We start from the raw sequence: 22,527 nt of genomic DNA on the forward strand, positions 1-22,527 counted from the left end.
CAATCCATCACGCCGCCTTCTTCACCTCAACACCAGCCACCATCTTCTGCGCATCATCACGCGTCCGCCATAGCGAATACACCACTCCCCCAACAAGAATGAAAGCGGTCACTGAGAGCGACAACGCCGCGGGTACCTTGTCGATACCAAGCAGATGGGCAATGACAACTTTACCGCCGATGAAAACGAGTACCAGTGACAGGGCAGTTTGCAAATAGGCAAATCGGTGCAGCATGGCGGACAAGGCAAAAAAGAGGGCTCGCAAACCGAGGATGGCAAATATATTGGAGGTAAAGATTATGTAGGGATCGGTGGTGAGCGCGAAGATAGCAGGGATGGAGTCCACTGCGAAAATCACATCGGCCAGCTCCACCATGACCAGAGCCAGAAGTAGGGGTGTTATGAACAAAGCCATCTGGCCGGTTACAGGATCCGGCTGGCGTACAAAGAAGTGATCGCTTTCAATGCTATCGGTTACCCGAAACCGGCGGCGCATGAATCGCAGCACAGGATTCGTCGAGACGTCGTATTCACTATCGTCGCTCATCAGCATCTTCACGCCGGTGAATATCAGAAAGGCTGCGAACAGAAGCAGTACCCATTCGAATCGGGCAACCACAGCAGCGCCCGCGCCGATCATGATGCCGCGCAGCAGAATGACGCCAATAATGCCGAACACCAGTACGCGGTGCTGATAAATTCTTGGGACACCAAAGTAGGTGAAGATCAGCGCCATGACGAAGATGTTGTCCAGAGACAGACTCTTCTCGACGACGAAGCCGGTCAGGTACAGCATCGCTGCTGACTGACCCATGAAGTACCAGATCCAGACTGAGAATGACACACCGATCGTGATGTAGAACGCGGAGAGCATAAGGCTTTCGCGTACACCGATCTCATGTGTCTTACGGTTCAAGATACCCAGATCAAAGGCCAACAGGCCAGCGACCAACAATAGAAATCCCAACCAGCTCCATAGCGGTTTGCCGAGAAAGTCCGAGAACAGAATGTCCAACGTTTGTACCATCCAAAAGAAGCGCTCACGGCGCAAAGCCTTCGGTAACACACGCGGTGTTTGCCGAAGGGTCAGACTGTTAGTCGGGGCAATATGCTCCCAATCCAAGCACTTTAATAGTTACTTCTCAGAGAGCTGATTGGCTGATTTTTCTTTGTCTACTATGTAACTTTCGAGGGATTGCGCAGGCGTACAATTCGCGCGTTCGCCTGCGCTCCTGTGGGCGTTGATACCCGCCTCTGCGCGAAGACCAGGACAAAAATGTACAAGGTTCAACCTCCTCGATTGTTGATGACATTTCGCCAGAATTGGAAGTGGAAAAAAGGCTGCGATCCTGATCGTAGTGTCAAAATGCACAGTCTGTTTGAGGGCACGAATTTTGATTTCATGGGCCGGCAGAAACTGGCCACATGGTTTTCTGGCATCACGATGGTGCTGTCGTTTGTCGCCATCTTTGGCATGGGTCTGAACCTGGGTGTCGATTTCACCGGCGGCTATACCATGGAGCTGGCCTATCAGGAATCCCCCGATCTGCCCACCATCCGGACTGCACTTGAAACTGCTGAACTGGGCGATACTCTGGTGCAGAATTTTGGAACTGCAAAATCCGTTCTGGTTCGGATCGCACCCCAGGAGGGGCTTGCCGCCAATACCATTTCCCAGACGGTATTAACGGCCCTGAAAACCACCAGCGATTCATCCATCAGTGTGCGCAGTGTCGATTTTGTAGGGCCTCAGGTTGGCGAGGAGCTGCGGGAGAAGGGCGGACTGTCTATCCTGATCGCGTTGGGCGCTATCGCTGTCTATGTGTGGATGCGTTATGAGAAGAAGTTTGCGGTAGGGGCCATCCTTGCAACCGTGCACGACATCATCGTGACCATTGGCTTTTTCGCCTTGTTCGGCATCGAGTTCAACCTGACGGTTCTGGCAGCCTTGCTGGCGGTCATTGGCTACTCGCTGAACGATACCATCGTGGTGTATGACCGTATTCGCGAGAATTTTCGCAAAATAAGAGATGCCAGCCCCGAGCAAGTCATGAACGATGCGATCAACCAGACGCTGTCTCGTACCCTGATCACGTCAGGCACCACGTTGATGGTGGTAGTGTCCATGTTGCTGCTTGGTGGACCGACCATTCATGGTTTCGCCCTTGCACTGCTGATAGGGATTGGTTATGGAACCTATTCGTCCATCTTTGTTGCCAGTATGACGGTCAAGGCCATGGGCATCTCACGTGAGGATCTGTTGCCGGTAGAAAAAGAAGGTACCGAATTGGATAGTTTGCCTTAGACATCGGCATTTATCCCTGCACGCTGACCCCGTGATTTGCGAGTCGGATGACCTTCCTCTTAATGAAGATAATCCTCTGTCTTGCGCCTCGAATACCGCACTTCACGATCCAGCATTTCACCGGAGAGGGAGAACCTCTCCCAGCCAACTTGCTTGCGATAGGGCGGCTTGAGTAGCTGGTTGGTCCAGGTCCGAAAACGGCCTACCAGCCGATCATTCGGATCGTATTCATCCAGCCAGCGGACCTCGTAACTCGTACCGTTGCGAGTGGTCTTGCGGCTCCCGGATTCTGCCAGACGATTGCCGGCTGCAAGCGCAAACAGCTTGGCGTAGTCGGGCATGGTTTTGCTGGTATTCATATCTGGCAGTGTAGCGCCAGTGGTGAGCTCAGCACGGCGATCACCATCACGCTTTACTGGTAGCAGGCGTCTCTTTGTGCGCCCAGCTGAGCCTTTCGTGTCGCAATAGCCAGTTGTCGACGTATTTGTGAATGACAACGCTGACCAGGGTGCAGACAATCAGTGAGATGAGCACGAAAAGGTAGGCCGCCATTTCTCCGGTTCCCAGGTGCGGTGCTACAAATTTGCGCAATACGCCGAGCGTGAAAATATGACTCAGATACAGAGCGTAGGAGGCATCGCCGAGTAGCACCGCCCAACGGTGCTCACCAATCTTGACGTAAAGACAGGCCATGACCACCAGAAAGGAGGGGATGCCGTATTCGAAAATACGTGGCAGCGGCAGTTTTATCAGCAATACGCAACTGGCGAGCAGTAGCAACCAGGCCGCGGTTGCAGGAGGGAGTCGAAAGCCGCGTTTAAAGGCGACCGCCAGTAGCATGCCCAGTATGAATTCGAATACCAGAGACTTGCTGAAAAACTCCGCTATGGCTGACTGGCCATCATTGAGTACGGTTGCAATCAGAAAGACAGCCGTGATAACCAATGTGATGAAAGCTATACGGAATCGCTGTGCACAGAAAAGCGACACGGCGAAAATCAGATAGAAATACATCTCGAAGTTCAGGGACCAGCCGGGAGCCACGATAGGCCAGGCTTCCGTTGTATGGGCCAGGCTCCAGTGTGGAATGAAAGCCAGGCTCAGGAACATTGCCTTCACATCGAAAACGGTGTTTTTGAAGACGCTGGGCATCGCCAGTAATATGGCTGCCATCAACAGAGTGAAAAACCAGTACATCGGCGCTACGCGACGGATCCGGTGGATAAAGAAATTTACAGGAGTATCGCTCGGCTTTGCAATATAGATCATGATGAAGCCGGAAATGACGAAGAAAATATCAACTCCGAAACTTCCGGCATCAGTCAGATATTGCTGATAGTCCGCTACCTGGATAACCGTATGGCTATACACCACGGCTAACGCCGCTACAGCTCGCAGGTACTGGAGTGCATGCAGTCTCATGAAAGGATTATCGGCAATGTACGGCTATGGTGAAGTTATAGCAGCTGAAAGAAGTCACTCGGGAAAACTTGTGTCACAACTTTCAGGTGCTTGAGCAAGCGCTACGAGCAGAGCTGCTCAGGGAGCGGTTCTGAGTAATGCATCGTAGTAGCGATTGCCCATCTCACGCAAAGCTGCGGCACCAAAGTGTACGCAGGTGGTATTGCCACAAGGATAACCGTTTGCCGGTGTCAGGTCATCATGGTTAGACAGTTCGGTGAAGGGGATGTTGGCAGGCAAGTTCTGCAGAGCCAGGCTGACCAGCTCCTTGTCCGGTGGAAAGACTGACAGATCGCCGCGCTCATCGCTGCCACGTGACATGGTTCCAACGATGAAAGGTATGTTGCTGTCGGCTTGGCGCAAGCTGGCACCACGTCGGTCCGGATCGATACTGACACGAAGTTGTGTGACCAGTTTTTCGAGATTATCTGAGTAGAATTGTGCACAGCGCTCATTGGAATCCGACTCTCCCTGATGCCACAGGATGCCGCGCAGAATGCCGCCGGTTTCAGCCAGTGCCAGGTTGGCGCGAGTAACCGCACGATCAAACAGCCAGGTGTTTCCCAGTTCCGGGTTATCGGTGGGTTCGGCATTCCACTGTCCATTGGGGCCGTCGTCATTGGTGCAAAAGGCCGAGCCGGACCAGGCCGCAGGAACCAGAACGATTTCCTTGGTGGTATCGAGCAGCGCACGTTTGGCAAAACTCAGTCCCAGACCGATGTATTCCAGGTCTTTGCCGGAGTCATTGGATGGATCCAGTGGCACATGTAGCGGATCTTCGGCCGTTGTTATGCTGGGTGGAACCACGTTGAGTGTCGGTGAGGTGAAATCCGCTTCCGACAGGAACAAGGTTTCCCGATCGTTCTTGCTGACATTCAGTTGTCGGATTCGTGGATTGGTCTCATCGAGACCACCAGGCAAAGCTTCGCGAGTTCCATCGCCACTGAAGCCAACCATGTTGCTCTGGCCTACGAGCAAGTAGACATCGGGCGCATCGACAGGTTCGACATTGATCTCTAGCAGCAATTCGTCGCTATTCGTACCATCGCTTGCCGTGATGATAAAGCTGCGTTGCTGGGGCATGAGAGGCTGATCAGCGATGGCAAGGTTCAACACCATTTCGCTGTTGTCTTCGCTGGGCGTCAGTGTCAGGCGTGTGAAGCTGCTGCTGATAAAGGCTGCATCGGCGGTTGAGACGCCCATGATGCTCAGATCGACAGCGTCGTCGTGCTCGTCGTTGCGGTCCAGTTCCAGCGGTATTCGCAGTCCGGCCTCGTCACCTTCAACCAGTGTCAGCTGTGTTGCCAGGGAGCGTAATTCGAAGTTATCGTTGGATAGTAGACCGCTATCGTCTGTATCGACATCGTCGTCGGTGCAGCCAGCCAGCAGAAACAGACTGGCTAGCAGTACGGCTATTCGCGATTTATTGGAAAATTGGGTAAAGGTAGTAATCACACTATTCATCAGATCAGTTAAGCAAGCAGCACGCCGGTTGCTTGCGGGTGAGGACGTAACTGGCGTGCAGGGTGCATTCGTTTGGCACAGTTAGCGGCCAAGCCATCGTGAGCTTTCATTACGCTCTCAATAAGCCTGCGGCGAGCTTTCAGCGGAGCCTATTGCCGACTTGCGCTGACAGTGGTAATCCACGTCAGCTTGTGGGGAAAAGATCAGACTCGCGCTCAGATGATAGAAGTTTTTGTGACGTCTGCCACAAGAACTTACTGCATTAATTCGAATAACTGTTGATAGTAACGGTTACCCATTTCCCGGTAGGCCGCTGCCCCAAAGTGGATGCAAGAGCCTTCGCCGCAAGGATAGGCGTCAGGTATCAGGTCGTCATTATTCACAACATCAGACAGTGGGATCAGGTTGGCGATATTGCGGTGAGTATCGTCGACGAGTTGTTTGAGGTCTGAAAACGGTGTCTGGTCACTGAAGGCATCAGAGCCCATCGACATGGTGCCGACGATGAAGGGCAGTTCAGCATTGGGGCCGCGTGCGACGGCACCGCGTGCATCCTGGTCAATGTTGGTGCGTAATGCTGTGACAAGCTCCATCAGGTTGTCTGCATAGGTCTCTGCACAACCTGCATCATCGGAATCCGCTTCACCCTGGTGCCATAGAATGGCTCGTAAAACACCATCGGTTTCAGCCAGTGCAACATTGGCGCGCAGGACAGCGCGCTCATAGAGTAGTGTGCCGGCAAGTGCTGCATTGTTTTTGGCTGTAGCGTTCCAGCCAACGCCTGGCAGGCGATTGGTATCGCGCTTGCAAAATCCGGTATCTGACCAGGCAGCTGGTACCAGTACGATTTCAGCGGTTGTATCAAGCAGTGCCCGTTTGGCGAATGACAATGCAGGCCCGATGCGCTGGCCGCTCTTGCCTTCGATGTTCGTATCATAGCCATCGTGCAGCGGATCGACAGCAGGCGACACGGGCATACCTTCGTTGAACACGCTGGCAGCCGTGGTGAAGTCTGCAGCGGTGGCGAAATTCTCGCCATCGTTACCAGTTACATTCAACTGTTTGATGCGTGCGTTTGGAGCATCCAGACCGCCAGTACTTGCCAGCTTGGAGGCATCTTCGCTGAAGCCGACCATGTTGCTTTGGCCAACCAGCAAATAGACATCAGGTCGATTAGTCGGAGTCACTGCAATATCGACGTCAGTGCTGAGTACTGGCGAGCCGTCAATGGAGGCTGTTACGGTCAAGCTGCGTGTCTGTGCCTGAATCGGAAGTGCATCGATTGCCAGTTGCAGGGACAGGCTGGTTGAGGATTCGTCAGCGGCCAGTTGGGCCTGCGAAAATGTGGCGGTCATCTGATTCTCATCAGAAGCACTGGCGCCTGTAACACTAAGCTCTACGACCCCTGTGGAGGCGGCGCTGCGGGTAACGCTGACCGGGACGCTGATGGCATCTTCACCCTCTGTCAGTGTTATCTGGCCGTCACCGACCTGCAGGCTCAGGCTACTATTGCTGGTACCACCGCCGGCGCCGGTTGAGGGTACAACAACCGGCGTACCCGTGGTTGGAGTGCTGCTGGTCTGCAGGTCGCTGTCGCAGCTGACCAGGGCCAGGCTGACGCCTGCAAGCAGCAAAAGTTGCTGAGATAGTCGAGTGGGTGTGCGAACAAATTCAGAAATAGGCATTGGCTTTATTTTTAAAACGAATTGAGTGTTGGCCAAAGGACGTTGCCTGTGAACCTGCAAAAGATGGGTCAGGTGAGACTGAATCTCGATAAGAATCGGCTTACGTACTAGACTAGTGGGTGGCGCTTAAGTTCATGAAAAGGCATGGGTTGCCGACAACTAGTTTATCGCCGTCGAGTAACCATTGATGGCGGCGAGTCTAGCAGAGAGCGATGCTTTTTCTGGGGGTCAAACTACCCAACTATCTACACTGCAACAGATTATTACGTTCTTCTGACACTATGGCCGCCGATTTGTGGTGGACACCGACATGCAGCTTTGCCACGGTGTCATGATAGAGTTGGAACCATGCAGTGCTTCACACTATTTTTTATCAACCATTAGCTTAGCTTCATGACACAAACATTAAGGCTGACTGCGACGATGGCGTGCCTCTGGCTATTACTGTCAGGCATGTTCAAGCCGATGCTGTTGATTCTCGGAGTTCTCTCTGTCGCTGTGGTGGTCTGGTTGGCCGTCCGGATGCGAGTGCTGGAACATCGCGGACAACCCATCTATTTCCGTTTCTTGCACATCCTGGAGTATTGGGCCTGGCTGGTCTGGCAGATCTTCCTCAGTAATGTGGATGTCACGCGCCGTGTCTGGTCGCGCAAACTGGATATCAAACCTACCTTGCGTCGCGTAGCGGCCACACCAGATACCGAGCTGGGGCGAGTCATCTACGCAAACTCCATCACTCTGACGCCCGGAACCACCACCATCAACTTTACTCCCAATGACGAAATTCTGGTGCATGCCCTGCACGAGGACAGTCTGGCGGAGCTCGAAAAAGGTGATATGGCTGCGCACATCCGGGACGTGGAACCTCACCTGCATTTCAGGAACCGCTGATATGTTCATTGCTGTAACGATAGCGCTGCTGATTACCATGGCGCTGACACTGACCCGTGCGCTGCTGGGACCTACGTTGTTCGATCGTCTGTTGGCGGTCAACTCGTTCGGAACCAAGACTGTTTTGCTGATATCCGTGCACGGATTCATGACTGGGAGGCCGGAGTTTCTGGATATTGCGCTGGTCTACTCCCTGATCAATTTCGTCGGAACCATCGCCGTGCTCAAGTTTTTCGAGTACGACGACCTGGGAAGTGGCGCTTATCAGGAGGATGATTTCTGATGATTGACTGGATTGTTTGGAGCGTAAGCTGGGTACTTCTACTCATCGGTTGTGTGTTTGTCGTAACCGGTGCGGTTGGCATGATTCGCATGCCGGATCTGTACACCCGACTGCATGCGGGCAGTGTTACTGATACAGGTGGGGCGATCTTCATATCGCTAGCACTAATATTGCAATCAGTTTTCGTGTTTGGCAGTGCCATGGCAGCTATCAAGGTGTTGCTGATCATGTTCTTCACGCTATTCACTGCACCGACAGCGTCGCACGCGTTGGCAAAGACCGCTTTGTTGAGTGGACTGGTACCGGTAGACATAGATGGCAAGCCCATCCTCGATTCACCCGAAGAGGCAACCTTGATGGCCCGTTCGCGAACAGCAGACTACCAATCGGGTCAGGATGCTGAAGTCATACTCGAAGAGACGCGCAAACACAGAAAGACGCGCTCGTCTCATTCAGATGGAGGTAACAGCTGATGGATACCTTCATCATTATTGTCCTGCTGACGTTTCTGGCTATTATCGCCATTGGCATCATCGTTTTGCGTGATCTGCTCGGGGCCGTTATCTTGCTCGGTGCATATAGTCTGACGGCTGCGAGTGCCTTCGTTGTCATGGATGCCGTGGATGTGGCCTTTACCGAGGCGGCGGTCGGTTCGGGGGTCTCCACGATCCTGTTCCTGGGCGCCTTGTCGTTTACCAAACATGAGCAGAAGCCACGCGGTCACGATAGTTGGCTGGCGCTGGTTTTTGTCGTGGTCACTGGTGGACTTTTGATATACGGCACCCTGGATATGCCGCACTTTGGTAGTGCAATCTCGGCGGCGCAGACTCATCCGGATCTGGCTGTGCGTTTTCTTGAGCAATCAGGTGCCGAAGTGGGTCCACCAAACATTGTCACCTCCGTACTGGCCAGCTACCGGGGTTACGACACCCTGGGTGAAACCCTGGTGGTCTTCGCTGCCGGAGTTGCGGTGCTCAGTCTGCTGGGTCTCAAGCGCCGACGCCCTGAAGATGACGCCCCCGAACATGCTCCCGGCGACACGCCAGCCCCTGACTCTGACGATTTTCTCGCAGAAAGGGCTGAGTAACTCTAACAAGGTTAATACAGAGCAACACTCGTGAAACTTTATCCTCGACAGCGCCATCGTGTACTGCAGGTAGTGACCAAACTGGTCATACCGTTCGTGCTCATGTTTGGCCTCTATGTTCAATTCCACGGGGACTATGGTCCTGGTGGTGGTTTTCAGGCAGGCGTGATTTTCGCCAGTGCCTTTATTCTGCATGGGTTGATTTTCGGCCTGCAGAGAACCCGCGCCGTACTTTCGCCGACTGTCCTGCGCTTCATGATGGCATCCGGTGTCCTGTTGTATGCCGGAACGGGGTTGGTCACCATGTTGTTCGGCGGCACCTTGCTCGACTACGACGTGCTGGCTCACGATCCCTTGCACGGACAGCACTGGGGAATTTTTGCTGTTGAGCTGGGTGTGGGTATTACCGTGACGGCTGTCATGGTGACCCTGTTTTACGGATTCGCCAGCAAACGATGAGTAATCTTATCGGACTCTACAGCTACTGGATTGTCATTGTGCTGATGATGGCAGGCCTGTACATCATGATTGCACGCTACAACCTGGTTAAGAAAATCATCGGTCTGGGTTTGTTTCAGACATCCATCTTCTACTTGTACATCACGATGGGCAAGGTTGATGGCGGCACGGCTCCCATACTGATGGACGAGCCAGGAGTCGTGTACAGCAACCCGCTGCCACATGTACTTATTCTGACGGCAATTGTGGTGGGAGTAGCCACCACGGCTGTTGCGTTGGCACTGATCGTACGTATTTACGAAGCGTACGGAACCATTGAGGAAGATGAGATTAAAGTCATCGAAGCCGCGGAGCCAGACGCTTGACTATCGAACAGTTACCCGCGCTGCAGATCATGGTCACCCTGGTCGCAGCCCCGATTTGCGTCATGGTCCGCAATCCCAGGGGAGCCTGGGCTATTGCCATGGTTGCCAATGCGTTTGTCTTCATCAACGCCATTCTGTTATTGAATCAGGTGCTCGACACCGGTGTCATCCGCTATGCGCTGGGTGGCTGGGCAGCCCCTACAGGTATTGAATACTATATAGATGCCATGAACGCGGCCATGCTGGTGCTGATATCCGGCATCAGTGCGCTGGTACTGAGCTATGCCTACCGCAGCGTGGGCAAGGTCGTACCGCTGGGCAAGCAGTACCTGTTTTATTCCGCCTGGATGATGTGTGTCACCGGACTGATGGGTATCGTGATAACCGGTGATGCATTCAATGTGTTTGTCTTCCTGGAAATCAGCTCTCTGGCCATGTATACGCTGATCTCCTTCGGGCAGGACAAGCGGGCGCTGACGGCCAGCTTTCGCTATCTGGTGCTGGGCAGTGTCGGAGCATCCTTCATTCTTATCGGGATCGGCTTTTTGTACGCCGCCACCGGCACGCTGAACATGATTGATCTTGCTGCACGCATTCCCGAGAGCGAATCGCAGCGAGCCGTGCTGGTTGCCTTCAGCTTCATTACTCTGGGTGTGCTCATCAAGTCGGCGGTGTTTCCTCTGCATGCCTGGCTGCCAAACTCCTATACTTACGCACCCATTGCTGCGACAGCTTTTCTGGCGGGTACCGCCACGAAGGTCTCTCTCTATATTTTACTGAGGTTCTTTTTCAGTATCTTTGGCACGCAGTACAGCTTCGGTCAGCATCTGCTCAACGGTGTGTTACTGCCAGCAGCAGTGGCAGGTTTTGTCCTGATGTCGCTGGTCGCGATGTTCCAGACAGATCTGCGACGCATGCTTGCCTATTCAAGTGTCGCCCAGATCGGGTACATGGTGGCAGGCTTCTCTCTGGCAACCCAGGCAGGCCTGACAGCTGGGATCGTGCACGTCATCAATCATGCAATGGTCAAGACGAGCCTGTTCATGGCGGTGGGTTGCATCCTTTATCAAGTCGGACACACGCATACACCGTCGCTGGACAATCTGATGAAGAAAATGCCCTTTACGTGCGTGGCTTTCATCATCTCTGGCCTGGGGTTGATCGGTGTGCCTCTGACCGTCGGCTTCGTCAGCAAGTTCACGCTGATTGAGGCTTCCATGGAGAAGGGCTGGTGGGGCATTGCTGCCCTGATTCTGATCAGTTCTCTGATGGCGGTGATCTATATCGGTCGCGTCATCGAGGTCATGCTGTTTCGCAAGTCACGGGAAGGCGCGCCAGAGTCGACGACCGGCATGAGTGAGGCACCGTTAAGTATGCTGGTGCCCATGTATGTGCTGGTAATAGTCGGTCTCTATTTCGGTATCAACGGCGGTGCCACTCTTGAGGTGGCTGGACAGGCTGCCTCTCAGCTACTCGGTGGTTTTCGATGAATCCGCTCTGGACACTGTTGCCGCCTCTGGCGGTTATCCCTTTCATCATCTATTTCGGTGAAGGGCGCAAGAACCTGCGTGAAGCCTCGATCATCATTGCCGGTCTGGTTTTGCTACTGCTGAATAGTCGTATCTACAGCGATGTGACTGCCGGTATTCCGGTGGAGAGTGGCGAGTTGGCCATGCTGGCCGATTTTTCACTGAAACTGTCGGCCGAACCCATGGGCGTCATTTTCGGTCTGCTGGCCAGCTTCCTGTGGGTGGTCACAACCGTCTACAGCATTGGCTATATGCGCGGGCATCACGAGATCAACCAGACACGCTTCTATGTCTGCTTTGCTCTGGCTCTGGCAGCGGTCATGGGAGCGGCTTATGCCGATAACCTGCTGACTCTTTTCGTCGCCTACGAGGTGATCACCATATCAACCTTCCCACTGGTGACCCATGCCGGTGGGGATGACGCACGCAAGGCCGGACGACTTTATCTGGGCATCCTGATGTCAACTTCGATCGGTTTTCTGCTGCCGGCCATCATCTGGGTCGCAGCGGCGGCAGGCACTCTGGACTTTGTTCCCGGTGGTGTGCTGGCGGACTCAGGGCTGAGTAAAGGCGCATTGGCTGTGATGATGGCGTTGTTCGTCTTTGGTATTGCCAAGGCCGGCATCATGCCTTTTCATCGCTGGCTGCCAGCGGCCATGGTCGCACCGACTCCCGTCAGTGCCTTGTTGCACGCGGTGGCTGTCGTCAAGACCGGTGTATTCAGTGTCCTGAAAATCGTCACTTATACCTTTGGTATCGATACGGTGAGCATCAGTGGTGCCGCTTACTGGTTATTGCCAGTGGCCGGGTTCACCGTGCTGGCAGCGTCCATCGTCGCCTTCACCAAGGACAACCTGAAAGCACGACTGGCCTATTCGACCATCAGTCAGCTGTCCTACATCATCATGGCAGCCTTACTGGCGACCGTCATGTCGGTCAGCGGTGGGGTCCTGCATATAGTCATGCATGCCTTTGGCAAGATCACGCTGTTCTTCTGTGCCGGGGCCATCATGGTCGCTCTGCACAAGACCGAGATATCCAAGATGGATGGTATCGGGCGTCGCATGCCATTGACGATGGGAGCCTTCTTTATCGGTGCTCTCAGCATTATCGGTTTGCCACCTGCAGGCGGGGCCTGGAGTAAATTGATGATTGCCGGAGGCTCTCTGGATAGCGGTACGCTTATCTGGATAGGCGTGCTGATGCTCAGTACCTTGCTTAATATCGCCTATCTGCTGCCCATTCCTCTACGGGCATTCTTCAAGCCTGATCCGGATCTTGCACCCGGTGAAACAGCGACCTGGCAGGAAGCTCCCTATGCCTGTCTCTGGGCAATCGCTCTGACTGCAACCACCTGTGTTGTGCTCTTCCTCTTCCCACGGCCGCTGACCGAACTGATCGGACTGATTCAATGGCGATGACAACAGACAAACACACTGACTCCGGTGCGGATACGCCGGAGTCGGTGGCGCCGCTAGCCCGCTACTTTCTCTGGGCCGATTCAGCCTCCGGTGTAGACCGGTTCATCAAGTACCTGGTGTGGTTGGGCGTGTTCCTGTTCCTGATGGATTTCGTCTGGCACCGGCACGTCAAGGTGCCGGGTGAGGGCTTTTACGGCTTTCATGCCATTGCCGGTTTTCTATCTTTTACTGTCATCGTGATTGGTGCGCGTGCATTGCGACTGCTCATTCGACGGGATGAAAATTTTTACGCACCTGATGGTGTCGATTCGGAAGAATACCCTGAGGCGGGTACCGAACGATTGTCGCATGCCGATAGGACACAGGAATCCCTGATGACTTTGCGTGATGAAATGCTGGGGCGCAAGCCAAAGAGTGAAAGTCAGGATAACGGCCAGGGAGGTGCGTCATCATGAGTACCATAATGGCTCCGCCGTTCATCTATCTGCTGGCGGCTCTGATCTGTCCGTTCTTGCCGTCTCGATTGCGAGCGCTGTTGTTGCTGGGTGTGCCGATTTTTGGCCTGATGGTCATTCTTGCCTACCCGATGGGCGATCACGCTGTGTTGTCAGTCGTCGGCTTCGATCTGACCTTCATGCGAATAGACAAACTATCGCTGATATTCAGCATTATTTTCTCGATAGCCGCTTTTCTGGGCGGTCTGTATGCCTGGCATGTGCGCGACACTATCCAGCAAGTAGCCACACTGGCTTATGCCGGTTCGGCCATCGGTGGTGTGTTTGCCGGTGATCTGATCAGTCTGTTTCTATGGTGGGAGGGCACAGCTGTTGCCTCCGTATTTCTGATCTGGGCTAGACGTACACCTGCGGCCTATTCAACGGGTATGCGCTATCTCATTATCCAGGTGCTTTCTGGCGTCTTGCTACTGGCAGGATTGCTGGTGCATTACAACGACACCGGTTCAATAGCATTTGAGCACTTGGGTCTGGTCAGTACGGGCACCTTCCTTATTTTCCTCTCTTTTGGAATCAAGTGTGCGTTCCCGCTCATGCACAACTGGTTGCAGGATGCGTATCCGGCTGCCACCGTTACCGGCACGGTCATACTGTCCTCGTTTACAACCAAGATGGCGATCTATGCGCTCGCTCGTGGCTATGCCGGCACTGAAATCCTGATCTACATCGGTGCCATCATGACGTTGTTCCCGATATTCTTTGCAGAAATCGAGAACGATCTGCGGCGCGTTCTGGCTTACAGCCTTAACAACCAGCTTGGATTCATGGTGGTGGGTATCGGTATCGGAACCGAGCTTGCCATTAATGGTACGGCGGCGCATGCCTTTGCCCACATACTCTATAAATCACTGTTGTTCATGACTGTGGGGGCTGTCTTGTATCGAACAGGCACCTCCAAGGCCTCGGAACTAGGGGGGCTGTACAAGACGATGCCTGTCACCATGGTGTGTTGTCTGGTCGGAGCCGCATCGATATCGGCGTTCCCACTGTTCAGTGGCTTCGTCTCCAAATCGCTGATTCTTGATGCTTCTGCTTCCAATGGTTATTACGTGGTGTGGCTAGCCTTGCTGGTAGCCTCTGCAGGTGTCATGAGTCACTCGGGTATCAAGATTCCGTACTTCACTTTCTTTGCTCACGACAGTGGCAAGCGACCGGCTGAAGCACCGATTCATATGCGAATTGCCATGATCGTGACAGCCGCGCTGTGCATCATCATCGGTGTCTTTCCAGGGCTGCTGTATGCACTGTTGCCATACGAAATTGAATATCAGCCGTACACGGTTGATCATGTGCTGGTGCAAATGCAATTGCTGATATTTGCGTTACTGGCCTTTGTGTTCCTCATGAAGAAGCGAATTCATCCACCTGAGGTTCGGGCGACGAATATCGATTCGGATGTGGTCTATCGCAAATGGATACCGTCCTTGCTGCCAGCGGTGGTCGAGAGTGTGGTGAGCTTGAACTTGCGAGCTCGTCAGGTACTGCTGTCGATCGTGGGAGCAAGCTGTGGTGCCATCGAGCGCCTGGCTCGGCCGGGTGCACCGTTGGCTCGTGGCTGGAGTGTTGCCAGCATGATGTTTGTTGTCATCATCTTCATGTGTGCGGTGCTGGTGCTCAATCTGTTATAGATTTACATGACCTGAATTGAGTTCAACCGTCATGTTGCACAGAAAGCTGTTTGGTCACCCTGACTCCGGTCATGCGTTCAAAGTGCGTCTATGCCTGTGTGTTGCAGGCATAGAGCACGACTATGAATACGTGGATATTTTCAAACCACGTGATCAGCGCTCTGAGCAATTTCGCAAGCACTCACGCTTTGGTGAAGTACCTGTGCTTGTGGAGCAGGGCAAAGCCTATGTGCAATCAAATGCCATATTGCTGCACCTTGCCCGGCAGACGGGTTTGCTGGGTGGTGAAGACAGCGAGACGCTCAATGCCTGTGCCGAGTGGCTGGTGTGGGAGGCCAATCGGATTGGCATGTGCTTGCCGCAGCTGCGTGTCCTGCAGAAGTTCGACGCTGATGCGTCACTGGAAGGTGCTGCAGCCTGGTTGATGTCACGCTATGAGCAGGACGTCAACATGCTGGAAACGAGCTTGCAGGATGGGCGAGACTGGATGCTGGGCGGGGATGCCCCTACCATTGCTGACTTTTGCCTGTGCGGCTACCTTGTTTTTGCCGATGAGGCCAAGGTTACTGTGCCACCGGCAGTGCAGGCCTGGCTGCAGAGAATTGCTTCTCTGGATGGGTGGCAGCACCCTTATCAGCTACTGGCGGCGCCAGAGTGATCAAGGTATCAGGACTTTTTTCTGAGTTGCCCTCCGTATAGAGGGCAAAGCGCTTGGCGTCTTACATGAAGTCCTGACGCATCGGTGTAAAGGTATCAATCAGAGTGCCGGCTTTCAGGCAGCGGCAACCGTGCATGATATTGGGTTCCTTGTACATGGTGTCGCCGGCCGTGACCACTTGGGTTTCATCACCAATCGTGAACTCGAACTCACCGGACAGTACATACGTTAGCTGTTCGTGCGGGTGGTTGTGCATTGCGCCAACAGCACCTTCTTCAAAATAGACTTCTACAGACATCATGTTGTCTGTATGGGCCAGAACTTTACGGCTGACACCATCGCCCAGGTCATCCAGTGCTACATCTTTATTATGTACAAACATTGTTTCTCTCCGAGTGATTCAGCCATTTACAGCAGATTTTGGATCCCGCGCTTCAGCCCCTGAATGGGAGCGCGGGATCACTAAGTCATTGTATGACTTATTTCTTGAGCTTGAGAAAGTAGTCGAATATTTCCGGTACGTTGCCATTGCCCATGCCAGCTTCAACAGCAGCTTTCAGGTTGGATGAAGTACCTTCAGCGATCTCGGTACGTGTGTCCAGGTCCTTGGCCATCTCGAGGAAATAACCGATATCCTTGTTAGCGTTGGCAATGGAGAAACCCAGATCACTCACGCCGTCTACTGCGTAGTTTTTGCAGAATTGCATGAACGGGGAGTTGGACGGACCCGTAGACATGATTTCGAAGAGTTGTTGACGGTCAACACCGGCGCGATCAGCAACGGCGAATGCCTGTGACATGGTGCAGACGGTGGTCATGCCCATGAAGTTGTTGATCAGCTTGGTTGTGTGACCGGCACCGAGTGCGCCCAGATAGAAGATGTTCTCGCCCTGGACGTCAAGAACCGGCTTCACTTTGTCGAAAGTTGTCTTGTCGCCAGCTGCCATGATGTTGAGCAGTCCATCTTTTGCATGGGCAGGTGTACGACCCAGTGGAGCATCGATCATGCCTGCGCCTTTCTTGGCAAGGTCTGCGCCGATCTTGCGAGTAGAGGCAGGGATGGATGTACCGAAGTCGATCAGCACGCTGCCTTCTTTAATGCCAGCCAGAATGCCATCATCGGCATAGATCAGCTTTTCAACGACTTCAGAGGTAGTGAGGCAAAGCATGACGATGTCACTGGCTGCAGCCAGTTCGGCAGGCGAGGTGACTTCAGTGGCGCCACCGCGGGCGACAACGGCTGCAACGGCATCCTTGTTGAGGTCCATTACATTCAGTTCGAAGCCGTTCTTTTGCAGGCATTCGACCATGTTGCTGCCCATGAGGCCGAGGCCGATAAAACCGATAACTGGTTTGGACATAACTGACTCCTGAAGGTGTGGTGTAAACTAGTATGGTAGATTAGAGTGCAGAGTATACACATGTTTGCGCTCAGGCAATCACTGTGAGCCTTTTGATTGAAGGTTACTATGAGTACAGCATCGATTAGCCAGATTAGATGGTTTCTTCAACCTGGCTCGCGCGGCGTGTTTGAGCTGATAGGGCTTGAATCAAATCGCTTTGGTCGCGAATTTCAAGGTCGATACTCGAAAGCGCCAATATCATACTCCGCGGTCCCATCTCCATTGCCGTCAACCGGCTGAATAACCGCCTCCGGTCCGGGTTGTGGGTAGTCCGTTTCCGAGAATTCAGGTTCGTCGTAAAATCCTGCACAATTGATGGGTCTTGAGCTTATGCAGAATATGGCCTCTTTCAGCCAACGGTATTCACCAGGGAACGTACCTGCATCGAGAGCGGGGGAGAAGGCAGCCAATCGGTAATCGCTATTTGCCGGATCAATGAAATGAGGGTCGGCATGCAAGTCAGGTAACTCGACGAAAACTCGAGGCAGGGTGGCCTGTCTTGCATTGAGCATTGTTTCAGCGCCATTTTTCCACAGCAGGTTATTTGAAGTCAAAAGCCAAGGTCGCTGCTCCTCATCATCAAGCAGTTCATCACTGATATCCAGCAGTACATCAGTGCCGGTCACAATGTTGTTCCGAAACACCAGTGTACGCCATGTTTCGGGGTCGCCAGCCAGGCGGATTAGCTTCGGGTTATCAACGAAGGTGTTGTTGGTGGCGTACAACCACACATTGTCCCTATCATTGGAAAAATCGCCTGGAAGCAACGTGGATTCGATCAATATGTCGCAAACGTTGTTTTCGAACAGGTTGTGTTGCAGGTATAAGGCTGCACGATGCATCGTGACTTCAAGCAGTCGGTGACAGGTGCCTGATTCTGTCGAACCCCAGTGATGTATCGTATTGTTCAACAGTCGCAACGATGTTGGGTTGTGGGGAGCCACCAGTCCATCTGGCAGGGAGTGTATATCGGGCAGCGCCGGTTCTATCACGCTATTGGCCAATGTGAAGTTTGCACCTACCAAACCAATTATCGGTGCGCCGAACGAGCGCATCTCTAGCCCGGACCAGGTGGTCCGCGGACCTGCTCCGACGAGTAGGGGTGCCTCGATGCCTGCCAGCAGAACCGTCGGCTCGTCTCCCGCAGCACCGTTCACATTGAGACGCTTCCCATGTCCATCCAGCGCACCGCCGAAAACACCTGGCGGTAACACGACCGTGCTGCCGGCTTCGGCATTGTCCAGAATAGCCTGGATAACGAGCATCGAGCGAACGTGTTCGACGTGAATATCCCGTCTTGCAACAGGGTCGCCAGCATCAGGATTGACGTTTGCGAAGCTGAGGCGAATCGGATCTGTGCTCTGTGCGCTGGCGAGCAAGTGTAGCTCTACCTGATAGTTGATATCGGGCTTGATGTTGGACACATCGCAGATAACTGCAACGCCAAAGTTGCAGTCAATCGGTGCGTATGTTTCTTCGGAGACATTCGTTTCTCTTGCCACCTGCGCTGATGTCGCTGCCATTTGATCTGGCAAGTCGATGATCAGCTGTGCATCGCGTGGATACGCGTTGGCTGGTTGTGTCAGAAGGATGGATAGCATCACTGACTCGTCGGGATGGCTGAGTATGGCTATGGGTGCGTCGATGCCGAATGCAGCGGTCGGATTCTCAACGTGCGAGATACTGACGCTGGCAAAGTTGTCGGATGGCGTGCGATCGGTCTCGGTGGCACCATAGGCAATATCCACAAGGATCTCGGCATCAATAGGTGTATCGATGAAGAGCGGGTGGAAGAAGATCTGATCAGAGCCTTCAACGGAGAGCCCCGAATACGTGTTGTCGAAGGGGTTCATGCAACGCAGGGTGTTACCTGTGGGGTCATCTTCGAGAATTTCACATCCATTGGGGCGTGCATGTGTCGACCAGCTTGCATTGCCGCTCAGGACAGCGTCATACCAGTCCTGAATCGGCGCTTGGTCATATTGATAACGTCTGCCTCTAACTACAACGGCTGTGGCTACCACGTCGTCACGTGCCTCTATTTCGAGAGACTGATTTATATTTGCGGCACTTTCGGCGTTACCCGGGTTGGATGATTGATTCTGATTTTCGGGGGCATTGTTGTCACTGGTCTGGCCAGTTGTGTGAGTGTTGTCCGGGCCATTCGAACTGCCTGATCCACAGGCTGTCAGTGTCAGGCTGAGCAGTGTGATGATGCTGAGGTGTTTCAATATGTGAATTTGCTCTGATCGCTCGTCACTTTTTCCACGCTTTTTGCGACATGCAAGATCACCCTGAGGGTGTTCTGCTCATGCGGTAGATATCGGCAACCTCAGTAATGGCTTGAGCGCTTGTCTGTTCTGGAGTGGGCAGTGGATGGTCACGCTCCTGCGGAATCAGCACTCAGTGCCGGGCAAGACCGCTAAACATTGAAAGCCGTCATGTCGCTTCTGTGTTCGCCCACTGTTTGCCGACTCGCAACTGTTCACTCACTTTCTGCTGGTTCGCGGGTTCGTTTCCAAAAGCCTCTGGTCAATACATAGATCCAAAGAAACCAGTTTTGTGTATTGCGTCGACAAATTTTTATTTCATCATCTTGACATCGTCCAGAATTGGCCTTATGATTGAATCATGAACAAATCTGAAATTAGCCAAGATCAATACACAGTTGACGTGCCAAAAGCGCTCAAGGCTGTGGGTCTCCAGGTCACGGCACAGCGATTGGCTGTCTATCAGGCCGTTTGTTCATCGCCTCACGCGATTGCAGATGATATTTGCAAGGCGGTCAGGATGGAGTTAGGAGTCATCTCCCGTCAGGCTGTTTACGATGCGCTGAAGGTGATGTCCGAGCATGGAATCATCCGACGAATTCAACCGGCGGGTTCTGCTGCCCGCTACGAACATCGTGTAGATAACCATCACCATCTGGCATGCCGTCAATGCGGAAGTCTGATTGACGTCAACTGTGCGGTGGGGAAGGCTCCCTGTCTGATAGCAGAGCACGATCACGGTTACAAAATAGACGAGGCAGAAGTGACGTACTGGGGATTTTGTCCGGCTTGCCAGAACAAAACGACCAACGACACGTAAATCTCAACAGCATCACAACCATCAAAATCAACACAAAACTCAATACCCGGAGATACTTATGAATAAAGAAGTTACAGGCGGCTGTCCCTTTGCGCACGGCGGTAACACATCAACAGAAAACTCGGTTACCAAATGGTGGCCAAAAGCTCTGAATCTGGACATTCTGAACCAGCACGGCGCACGTACTAATCCGATGGACCTGGACTATGACCATCGGGCCGCGGTAAAAGCTCTGGATCATGAAGCGGTCAAGGCAGACGTCAAGGCGCTGTTGGTTGATAGTCAGGAATGGTGGCCAGCAGATTGGGGTCACTATGGTGGTCTGATGATTCGTCTTGCATGGCACTCTGCAGGTTCATACCGTATGGGTGACGGACGTGGCGGTGCAGGTTCAGGCAATATCCGGTTTGCCCCACTGAACTCCTGGCCTGATAATGCAAGTCTGGACAAAGCGCGCCGTCTGTTGTGGCCTGCCAAGAAGAAATACGGTAATGCACTGTCATGGGCCGATCTGATTGTACTGGCCGGAACCCTGTCTTATGAATCCATGGGTCTCAAGACTTTCGGTTATGGTTTTGGCCGTGCAGACATCTGGGGTCCAGAGACTGACATCAACTGGGGTTTTGAAAACGAGTGGCTAGCCGACAGTGCTAATCGATACGGCGATCTGGATGAGCCATCGACTATGTATAACCCGCTGGCATCGGTTCATATGGGCCTGATCTACGTCAACCCAGAAGGTGTTAACGGGGTTCCTGATCCTGCACGCACAGCTCTGCATGTACGTGAAACCTTTGCCCGTATGGCAATGAACGATGAAGAAACTGCAGCGCTCACTTGCGGTGGTCATACAGTAGGTAAGGCGCATGGTGGTGGCGATCACGCCAACATCGGATCAGAGCCAGAAGCTACTGGTGTTGATGCGCAAGGTTTAGGCTGGGCTAACCCGGGCCAGGATGCGAAGGCGGCTGATGCGTTTACCTCAGGCATTGAAGGTGCGTGGACCTACGATCCTACCAAGTGGGATATGGGTTATTTCGACTACCTGTTCAACTATGAGTGGGAACTGACAAAATCTCCAGCAGGCGCACATCAGTGGAAGCCTGTCGATATGCCAGAAAGTGCAAAGCCGGTAGATGCATCTGATCCGTCGATTCGTCGCGATCCCATGATGACTGATGCCGACATGGCGATGAAAGTTGACCCTGTCTACAATGAAATCTGCCAGAAGTTCATGGCTGATCCTGCCTATTTTGCCGACACGTTTGCTCGCGCCTGGTTCAAGCTCACACACCGTGACATGGGACCAAAATCCAACTATCTCGGGCCTGATGTGCCTGCTGAAGTACTGATCTGGCAGGACCCTATCCCTGCAGGTTCAACGTCATACGATGTTGATGCTGTGAAAGCAAAAATTGCTGCTAGTGATTTGTCAGCTGTAGAGCTGATTGCAACAGCTTGGGACAGTGCTCGAACCTATCGCGGCTCTGACAAGCGTGGTGGTGCAAACGGTGCAAGAATTCGTCTGGCTCCACAGAAAGACTGGATGGGTAACGAGCCACAACGACTTGCTAAAGTGCTGGCAGTACTGGAGCAGATAGCTTCTGATACTGGTGCCTCTGTTGCTGATGTGATTGTGCTTGCTGGTAACGTTGGTCTTGAGCAGTCCATCAAAGCTGCCGGTCAAGGCACTGCTGTGCCATTCGCACCGGGACGTGGGGATGCGACCGATGAGATGACTGATGCTGATAGTTTCTCGGTTCTGGAGCCACTGGCTGATGGTTTTCGTAACTTCCAGAAGGAGCAGTACGCTGTTGGACCTGAGGAATTGATGCTGGATCGGGCGCAGTTGCTGGGTCTGACTGGTGCTGAGATGACCGTGTTGTTGGGTGGTCTGCGAGTACTGGGTGTCAACTACGGTGATTCAAAGCACGGTGTCTTTACTGATCGTGAAGGTCAGTTGACGAATGACTTTTTCGTTAATCTGACTGATATGGGCAATAGCTGGCATCCGGTTGCTGGCGAAAGCACTTTCGAGATTCGTGACCGTAGCAGTGGTGCTGTTAAATGGACGGCTACCAGTGCAGATCTGGTTTTCGGTTCTAACTCAATCCTGCGCGCTTATGCGGAAGTCTATGCTCAGGACGACAATGCCGAGAAGTTTGTACGCGATTTCGTCGCCGCCTGGACCAAGGTGATGAACGCAGATCGATTTGATCTGCAAGCTTAAGTCGTAACGAAAGAGCCGCTCCTACCGGGGCGGCTCTTGTATCGAGTAGTGAG

General features: G+C 53.2%; 22 protein-coding genes. 14 read left to right on the top strand and 8 right to left on the bottom strand.

Features of this window, described 5'->3' with window-relative positions; all coding sequences use genetic code 11:
* Positions 1 to 7 precede the first annotated feature (7 nt).
* Complete coding sequence (locus IMCC3135_RS14010) at positions 8 to 1,015, bottom strand: TerC family protein (protein ID WP_088921844.1); 1,008 nt, start codon at positions 1,013 to 1,015, stop codon at positions 8 to 10.
* 351 nt (positions 1,016 to 1,366) lie between these two features.
* On the opposite strand from IMCC3135_RS14010, the gene secF reads away from it, so the two are divergent.
* The gene (gene secF / locus IMCC3135_RS14015) at positions 1,367 to 2,305 is read left to right on the top strand and encodes a protein translocase subunit SecF (protein WP_088921845.1); all 939 of its coding nucleotides are present in this window, start codon (positions 1,367 to 1,369) and stop codon (positions 2,303 to 2,305) included.
* Positions 2,306 to 2,364: 59 nt separating this feature from the next.
* Here the strand turns inward: secF and IMCC3135_RS14020 are convergent, their stop codons facing one another.
* From IMCC3135_RS14020 to IMCC3135_RS14035, 4 genes are all read right to left on the bottom strand, one after another.
* Complete coding sequence (locus IMCC3135_RS14020; protein WP_088918194.1) at positions 2,365 to 2,664, bottom strand: hypothetical protein; 300 nt, start codon at positions 2,662 to 2,664, stop codon at positions 2,365 to 2,367.
* A 46-nt stretch (positions 2,665 to 2,710) separates the two neighbouring features.
* A complete protein-coding gene (locus IMCC3135_RS14025) occupies positions 2,711 to 3,727 on the bottom strand; it encodes an acyltransferase family protein (protein ID WP_088918195.1) in 1,017 nt (338 codons plus the stop codon).
* Positions 3,728 to 3,844: 117 nt separating this feature from the next.
* Positions 3,845 to 5,230, bottom strand: a complete 1,386-nt coding sequence (locus tag IMCC3135_RS14030; protein ID WP_088918196.1) for a sialate O-acetylesterase — start codon at positions 5,228 to 5,230, stop codon at positions 3,845 to 3,847.
* Between the two features lie 254 nt (positions 5,231 to 5,484).
* On the bottom strand, positions 5,485 to 6,915 hold the full coding sequence (locus tag IMCC3135_RS14035; RefSeq protein ID WP_088918197.1) for a sialate O-acetylesterase: 1,431 nt from the start codon (positions 6,913 to 6,915) through the stop codon (positions 5,485 to 5,487).
* Between the two features lie 393 nt (positions 6,916 to 7,308).
* Between IMCC3135_RS14035 and IMCC3135_RS14040 the strand changes: the two genes are divergently transcribed.
* Genes IMCC3135_RS14040 through IMCC3135_RS14090 form a run of 11 tightly spaced genes read left to right on the top strand, consistent with a single transcriptional unit; the run spans position 7,309 to position 15,751 of the window.
* Positions 7,309 to 7,806 (top strand): Na+/H+ antiporter subunit E, encoded by a 498-nt coding sequence (locus tag IMCC3135_RS14040; protein WP_088918198.1) that lies wholly within the window; start codon positions 7,309 to 7,311, stop codon positions 7,804 to 7,806.
* A 1-nt stretch (position 7,807) separates the two neighbouring features.
* The gene (locus IMCC3135_RS14045; RefSeq protein ID WP_088918199.1) at positions 7,808 to 8,089 is read left to right on the top strand and encodes an MrpF/PhaF family protein; all 282 of its coding nucleotides are present in this window, start codon (positions 7,808 to 7,810) and stop codon (positions 8,087 to 8,089) included.
* Positions 8,089 to 8,562, top strand: a complete 474-nt coding sequence (mnhG, locus tag IMCC3135_RS14050) for a monovalent cation/H(+) antiporter subunit G (RefSeq protein WP_088918200.1) — start codon at positions 8,089 to 8,091, stop codon at positions 8,560 to 8,562. The genes IMCC3135_RS14045 and mnhG overlap by 1 nt, the downstream gene beginning before the upstream one ends.
* Positions 8,562 to 9,176, top strand: coding sequence for a DUF4040 domain-containing protein (locus IMCC3135_RS14055; RefSeq protein WP_169727460.1), 615 nt, complete (start codon positions 8,562 to 8,564; stop codon positions 9,174 to 9,176). Before mnhG ends, IMCC3135_RS14055 begins: the two co-directional genes overlap by 1 nt.
* Before the next feature lie 30 nt (positions 9,177 to 9,206).
* Positions 9,207 to 9,635 (top strand): Na(+)/H(+) antiporter subunit B, encoded by a 429-nt coding sequence (locus tag IMCC3135_RS14060; RefSeq protein WP_088918202.1) that lies wholly within the window; start codon positions 9,207 to 9,209, stop codon positions 9,633 to 9,635.
* Positions 9,632 to 10,000 (top strand): cation:proton antiporter subunit C, encoded by a 369-nt coding sequence (locus IMCC3135_RS14065; RefSeq protein ID WP_088918203.1) that lies wholly within the window; start codon positions 9,632 to 9,634, stop codon positions 9,998 to 10,000. The genes IMCC3135_RS14060 and IMCC3135_RS14065 overlap by 4 nt, the downstream gene beginning before the upstream one ends.
* Entirely contained in the window at positions 9,997 to 11,490 is a 1,494-nt protein-coding gene (locus IMCC3135_RS14070) for a monovalent cation/H+ antiporter subunit D family protein (protein ID WP_205738041.1), read from the top strand. Before IMCC3135_RS14065 ends, IMCC3135_RS14070 begins: the two co-directional genes overlap by 4 nt.
* Positions 11,487 to 12,950: a proton-conducting transporter transmembrane domain-containing protein gene (locus IMCC3135_RS14075; RefSeq protein ID WP_088918204.1), complete on the top strand. Its 1,464-nt coding sequence runs from the start codon at positions 11,487 to 11,489 to the stop codon at positions 12,948 to 12,950. Before IMCC3135_RS14070 ends, IMCC3135_RS14075 begins: the two co-directional genes overlap by 4 nt.
* Positions 12,941 to 13,405, top strand: a complete 465-nt coding sequence (locus IMCC3135_RS14080; RefSeq protein WP_157735982.1) for a hypothetical protein — start codon at positions 12,941 to 12,943, stop codon at positions 13,403 to 13,405. The genes IMCC3135_RS14075 and IMCC3135_RS14080 overlap by 10 nt, the downstream gene beginning before the upstream one ends.
* A complete protein-coding gene (locus tag IMCC3135_RS14085) occupies positions 13,402 to 15,093 on the top strand; it encodes a Na(+)/H(+) antiporter subunit D (RefSeq protein WP_088918206.1) in 1,692 nt (563 codons plus the stop codon). The genes IMCC3135_RS14080 and IMCC3135_RS14085 overlap by 4 nt, the downstream gene beginning before the upstream one ends.
* Before the next feature lie 31 nt (positions 15,094 to 15,124).
* Positions 15,125 to 15,751 carry a glutathione S-transferase family protein gene (locus IMCC3135_RS14090; protein WP_088918207.1) on the top strand — a complete coding sequence of 209 codons (627 nt, stop codon included), beginning with the start codon at positions 15,125 to 15,127 and terminating at the stop codon, positions 15,749 to 15,751.
* Positions 15,752 to 15,812: 61 nt separating this feature from the next.
* Here the strand turns inward: IMCC3135_RS14090 and IMCC3135_RS14095 are convergent, their stop codons facing one another.
* The 3 genes from IMCC3135_RS14095 to IMCC3135_RS14105 all read right to left on the bottom strand — a co-directional run bounded on the left by IMCC3135_RS14095 (position 15,813) and on the right by IMCC3135_RS14105 (position 19,385).
* The gene (locus tag IMCC3135_RS14095) at positions 15,813 to 16,133 is read right to left on the bottom strand and encodes a cupin domain-containing protein (protein ID WP_088918208.1); all 321 of its coding nucleotides are present in this window, start codon (positions 16,131 to 16,133) and stop codon (positions 15,813 to 15,815) included.
* Positions 16,134 to 16,230: 97 nt separating this feature from the next.
* Complete coding sequence (locus tag IMCC3135_RS14100; protein WP_088918209.1) at positions 16,231 to 17,112, bottom strand: NAD(P)-dependent oxidoreductase; 882 nt, start codon at positions 17,110 to 17,112, stop codon at positions 16,231 to 16,233.
* Positions 17,113 to 17,324: 212 nt separating this feature from the next.
* Positions 17,325 to 19,385 carry a right-handed parallel beta-helix repeat-containing protein gene (locus IMCC3135_RS14105; RefSeq protein WP_088918210.1) on the bottom strand — a complete coding sequence of 687 codons (2,061 nt, stop codon included), beginning with the start codon at positions 19,383 to 19,385 and terminating at the stop codon, positions 17,325 to 17,327.
* 400 nt (positions 19,386 to 19,785) lie between these two features.
* Between IMCC3135_RS14105 and IMCC3135_RS14110 the strand changes: the two genes are divergently transcribed.
* Positions 19,786 to 20,244: a Fur family transcriptional regulator gene (locus tag IMCC3135_RS14110; protein ID WP_088918211.1), complete on the top strand. Its 459-nt coding sequence runs from the start codon at positions 19,786 to 19,788 to the stop codon at positions 20,242 to 20,244.
* 58 nt (positions 20,245 to 20,302) lie between these two features.
* Positions 20,303 to 22,474 carry a catalase/peroxidase HPI gene (gene katG, locus IMCC3135_RS14115; RefSeq protein WP_088918212.1) on the top strand — a complete coding sequence of 724 codons (2,172 nt, stop codon included), beginning with the start codon at positions 20,303 to 20,305 and terminating at the stop codon, positions 22,472 to 22,474.
* The last annotated feature ends 53 nt before the right edge of the window (positions 22,475 to 22,527 follow it).

Source organism: Granulosicoccus antarcticus IMCC3135, from assembly GCF_002215215.1.
Lineage (GTDB): Bacteria > Pseudomonadota > Gammaproteobacteria > Granulosicoccales > Granulosicoccaceae > Granulosicoccus > Granulosicoccus antarcticus.

Excerpts from the sequence above, each read along its gene's own strand:
- secF (WP_088921845.1), top strand. The coding sequence starts at position 1,367 with ATGCACAGTCTGTTTGAGGGCACGAATTTTGATTTCATGGGCCGGCAG.
- IMCC3135_RS14020 (WP_088918194.1), bottom strand. The coding sequence starts at position 2,664 with ATGAATACCAGCAAAACCATGCCCGACTACGCCAAGCTGTTTGCGCTT.
- IMCC3135_RS14025 (WP_088918195.1), bottom strand. The coding sequence starts at position 3,727 with ATGAGACTGCATGCACTCCAGTACCTGCGAGCTGTAGCGGCGTTAGCC.
- IMCC3135_RS14030 (WP_088918196.1), bottom strand. The coding sequence starts at position 5,230 with ATGAATAGTGTGATTACTACCTTTACCCAATTTTCCAATAAATCGCGA.
- IMCC3135_RS14035 (WP_088918197.1), bottom strand. The coding sequence starts at position 6,915 with ATGCCTATTTCTGAATTTGTTCGCACACCCACTCGACTATCTCAGCAA.
- IMCC3135_RS14040 (WP_088918198.1), top strand. The coding sequence starts at position 7,309 with ATGACACAAACATTAAGGCTGACTGCGACGATGGCGTGCCTCTGGCTA.
- IMCC3135_RS14045 (WP_088918199.1), top strand. The coding sequence starts at position 7,808 with ATGTTCATTGCTGTAACGATAGCGCTGCTGATTACCATGGCGCTGACA.
- mnhG (WP_088918200.1), top strand. The coding sequence starts at position 8,089 with ATGATTGACTGGATTGTTTGGAGCGTAAGCTGGGTACTTCTACTCATC.
- IMCC3135_RS14055 (WP_169727460.1), top strand. The coding sequence starts at position 8,562 with ATGGATACCTTCATCATTATTGTCCTGCTGACGTTTCTGGCTATTATC.
- IMCC3135_RS14065 (WP_088918203.1), top strand. The coding sequence starts at position 9,632 with ATGAGTAATCTTATCGGACTCTACAGCTACTGGATTGTCATTGTGCTG.
- IMCC3135_RS14075 (WP_088918204.1), top strand. The coding sequence starts at position 11,487 with ATGAATCCGCTCTGGACACTGTTGCCGCCTCTGGCGGTTATCCCTTTC.
- IMCC3135_RS14080 (WP_157735982.1), top strand. The coding sequence starts at position 12,941 with ATGGCGATGACAACAGACAAACACACTGACTCCGGTGCGGATACGCCG.
- IMCC3135_RS14085 (WP_088918206.1), top strand. The coding sequence starts at position 13,402 with ATGAGTACCATAATGGCTCCGCCGTTCATCTATCTGCTGGCGGCTCTG.
- IMCC3135_RS14090 (WP_088918207.1), top strand. The coding sequence starts at position 15,125 with ATGTTGCACAGAAAGCTGTTTGGTCACCCTGACTCCGGTCATGCGTTC.
- IMCC3135_RS14095 (WP_088918208.1), bottom strand. The coding sequence starts at position 16,133 with ATGTTTGTACATAATAAAGATGTAGCACTGGATGACCTGGGCGATGGT.
- IMCC3135_RS14100 (WP_088918209.1), bottom strand. The coding sequence starts at position 17,112 with ATGTCCAAACCAGTTATCGGTTTTATCGGCCTCGGCCTCATGGGCAGC.
- IMCC3135_RS14110 (WP_088918211.1), top strand. The coding sequence starts at position 19,786 with ATGAACAAATCTGAAATTAGCCAAGATCAATACACAGTTGACGTGCCA.
- katG (WP_088918212.1), top strand. The coding sequence starts at position 20,303 with ATGAATAAAGAAGTTACAGGCGGCTGTCCCTTTGCGCACGGCGGTAAC.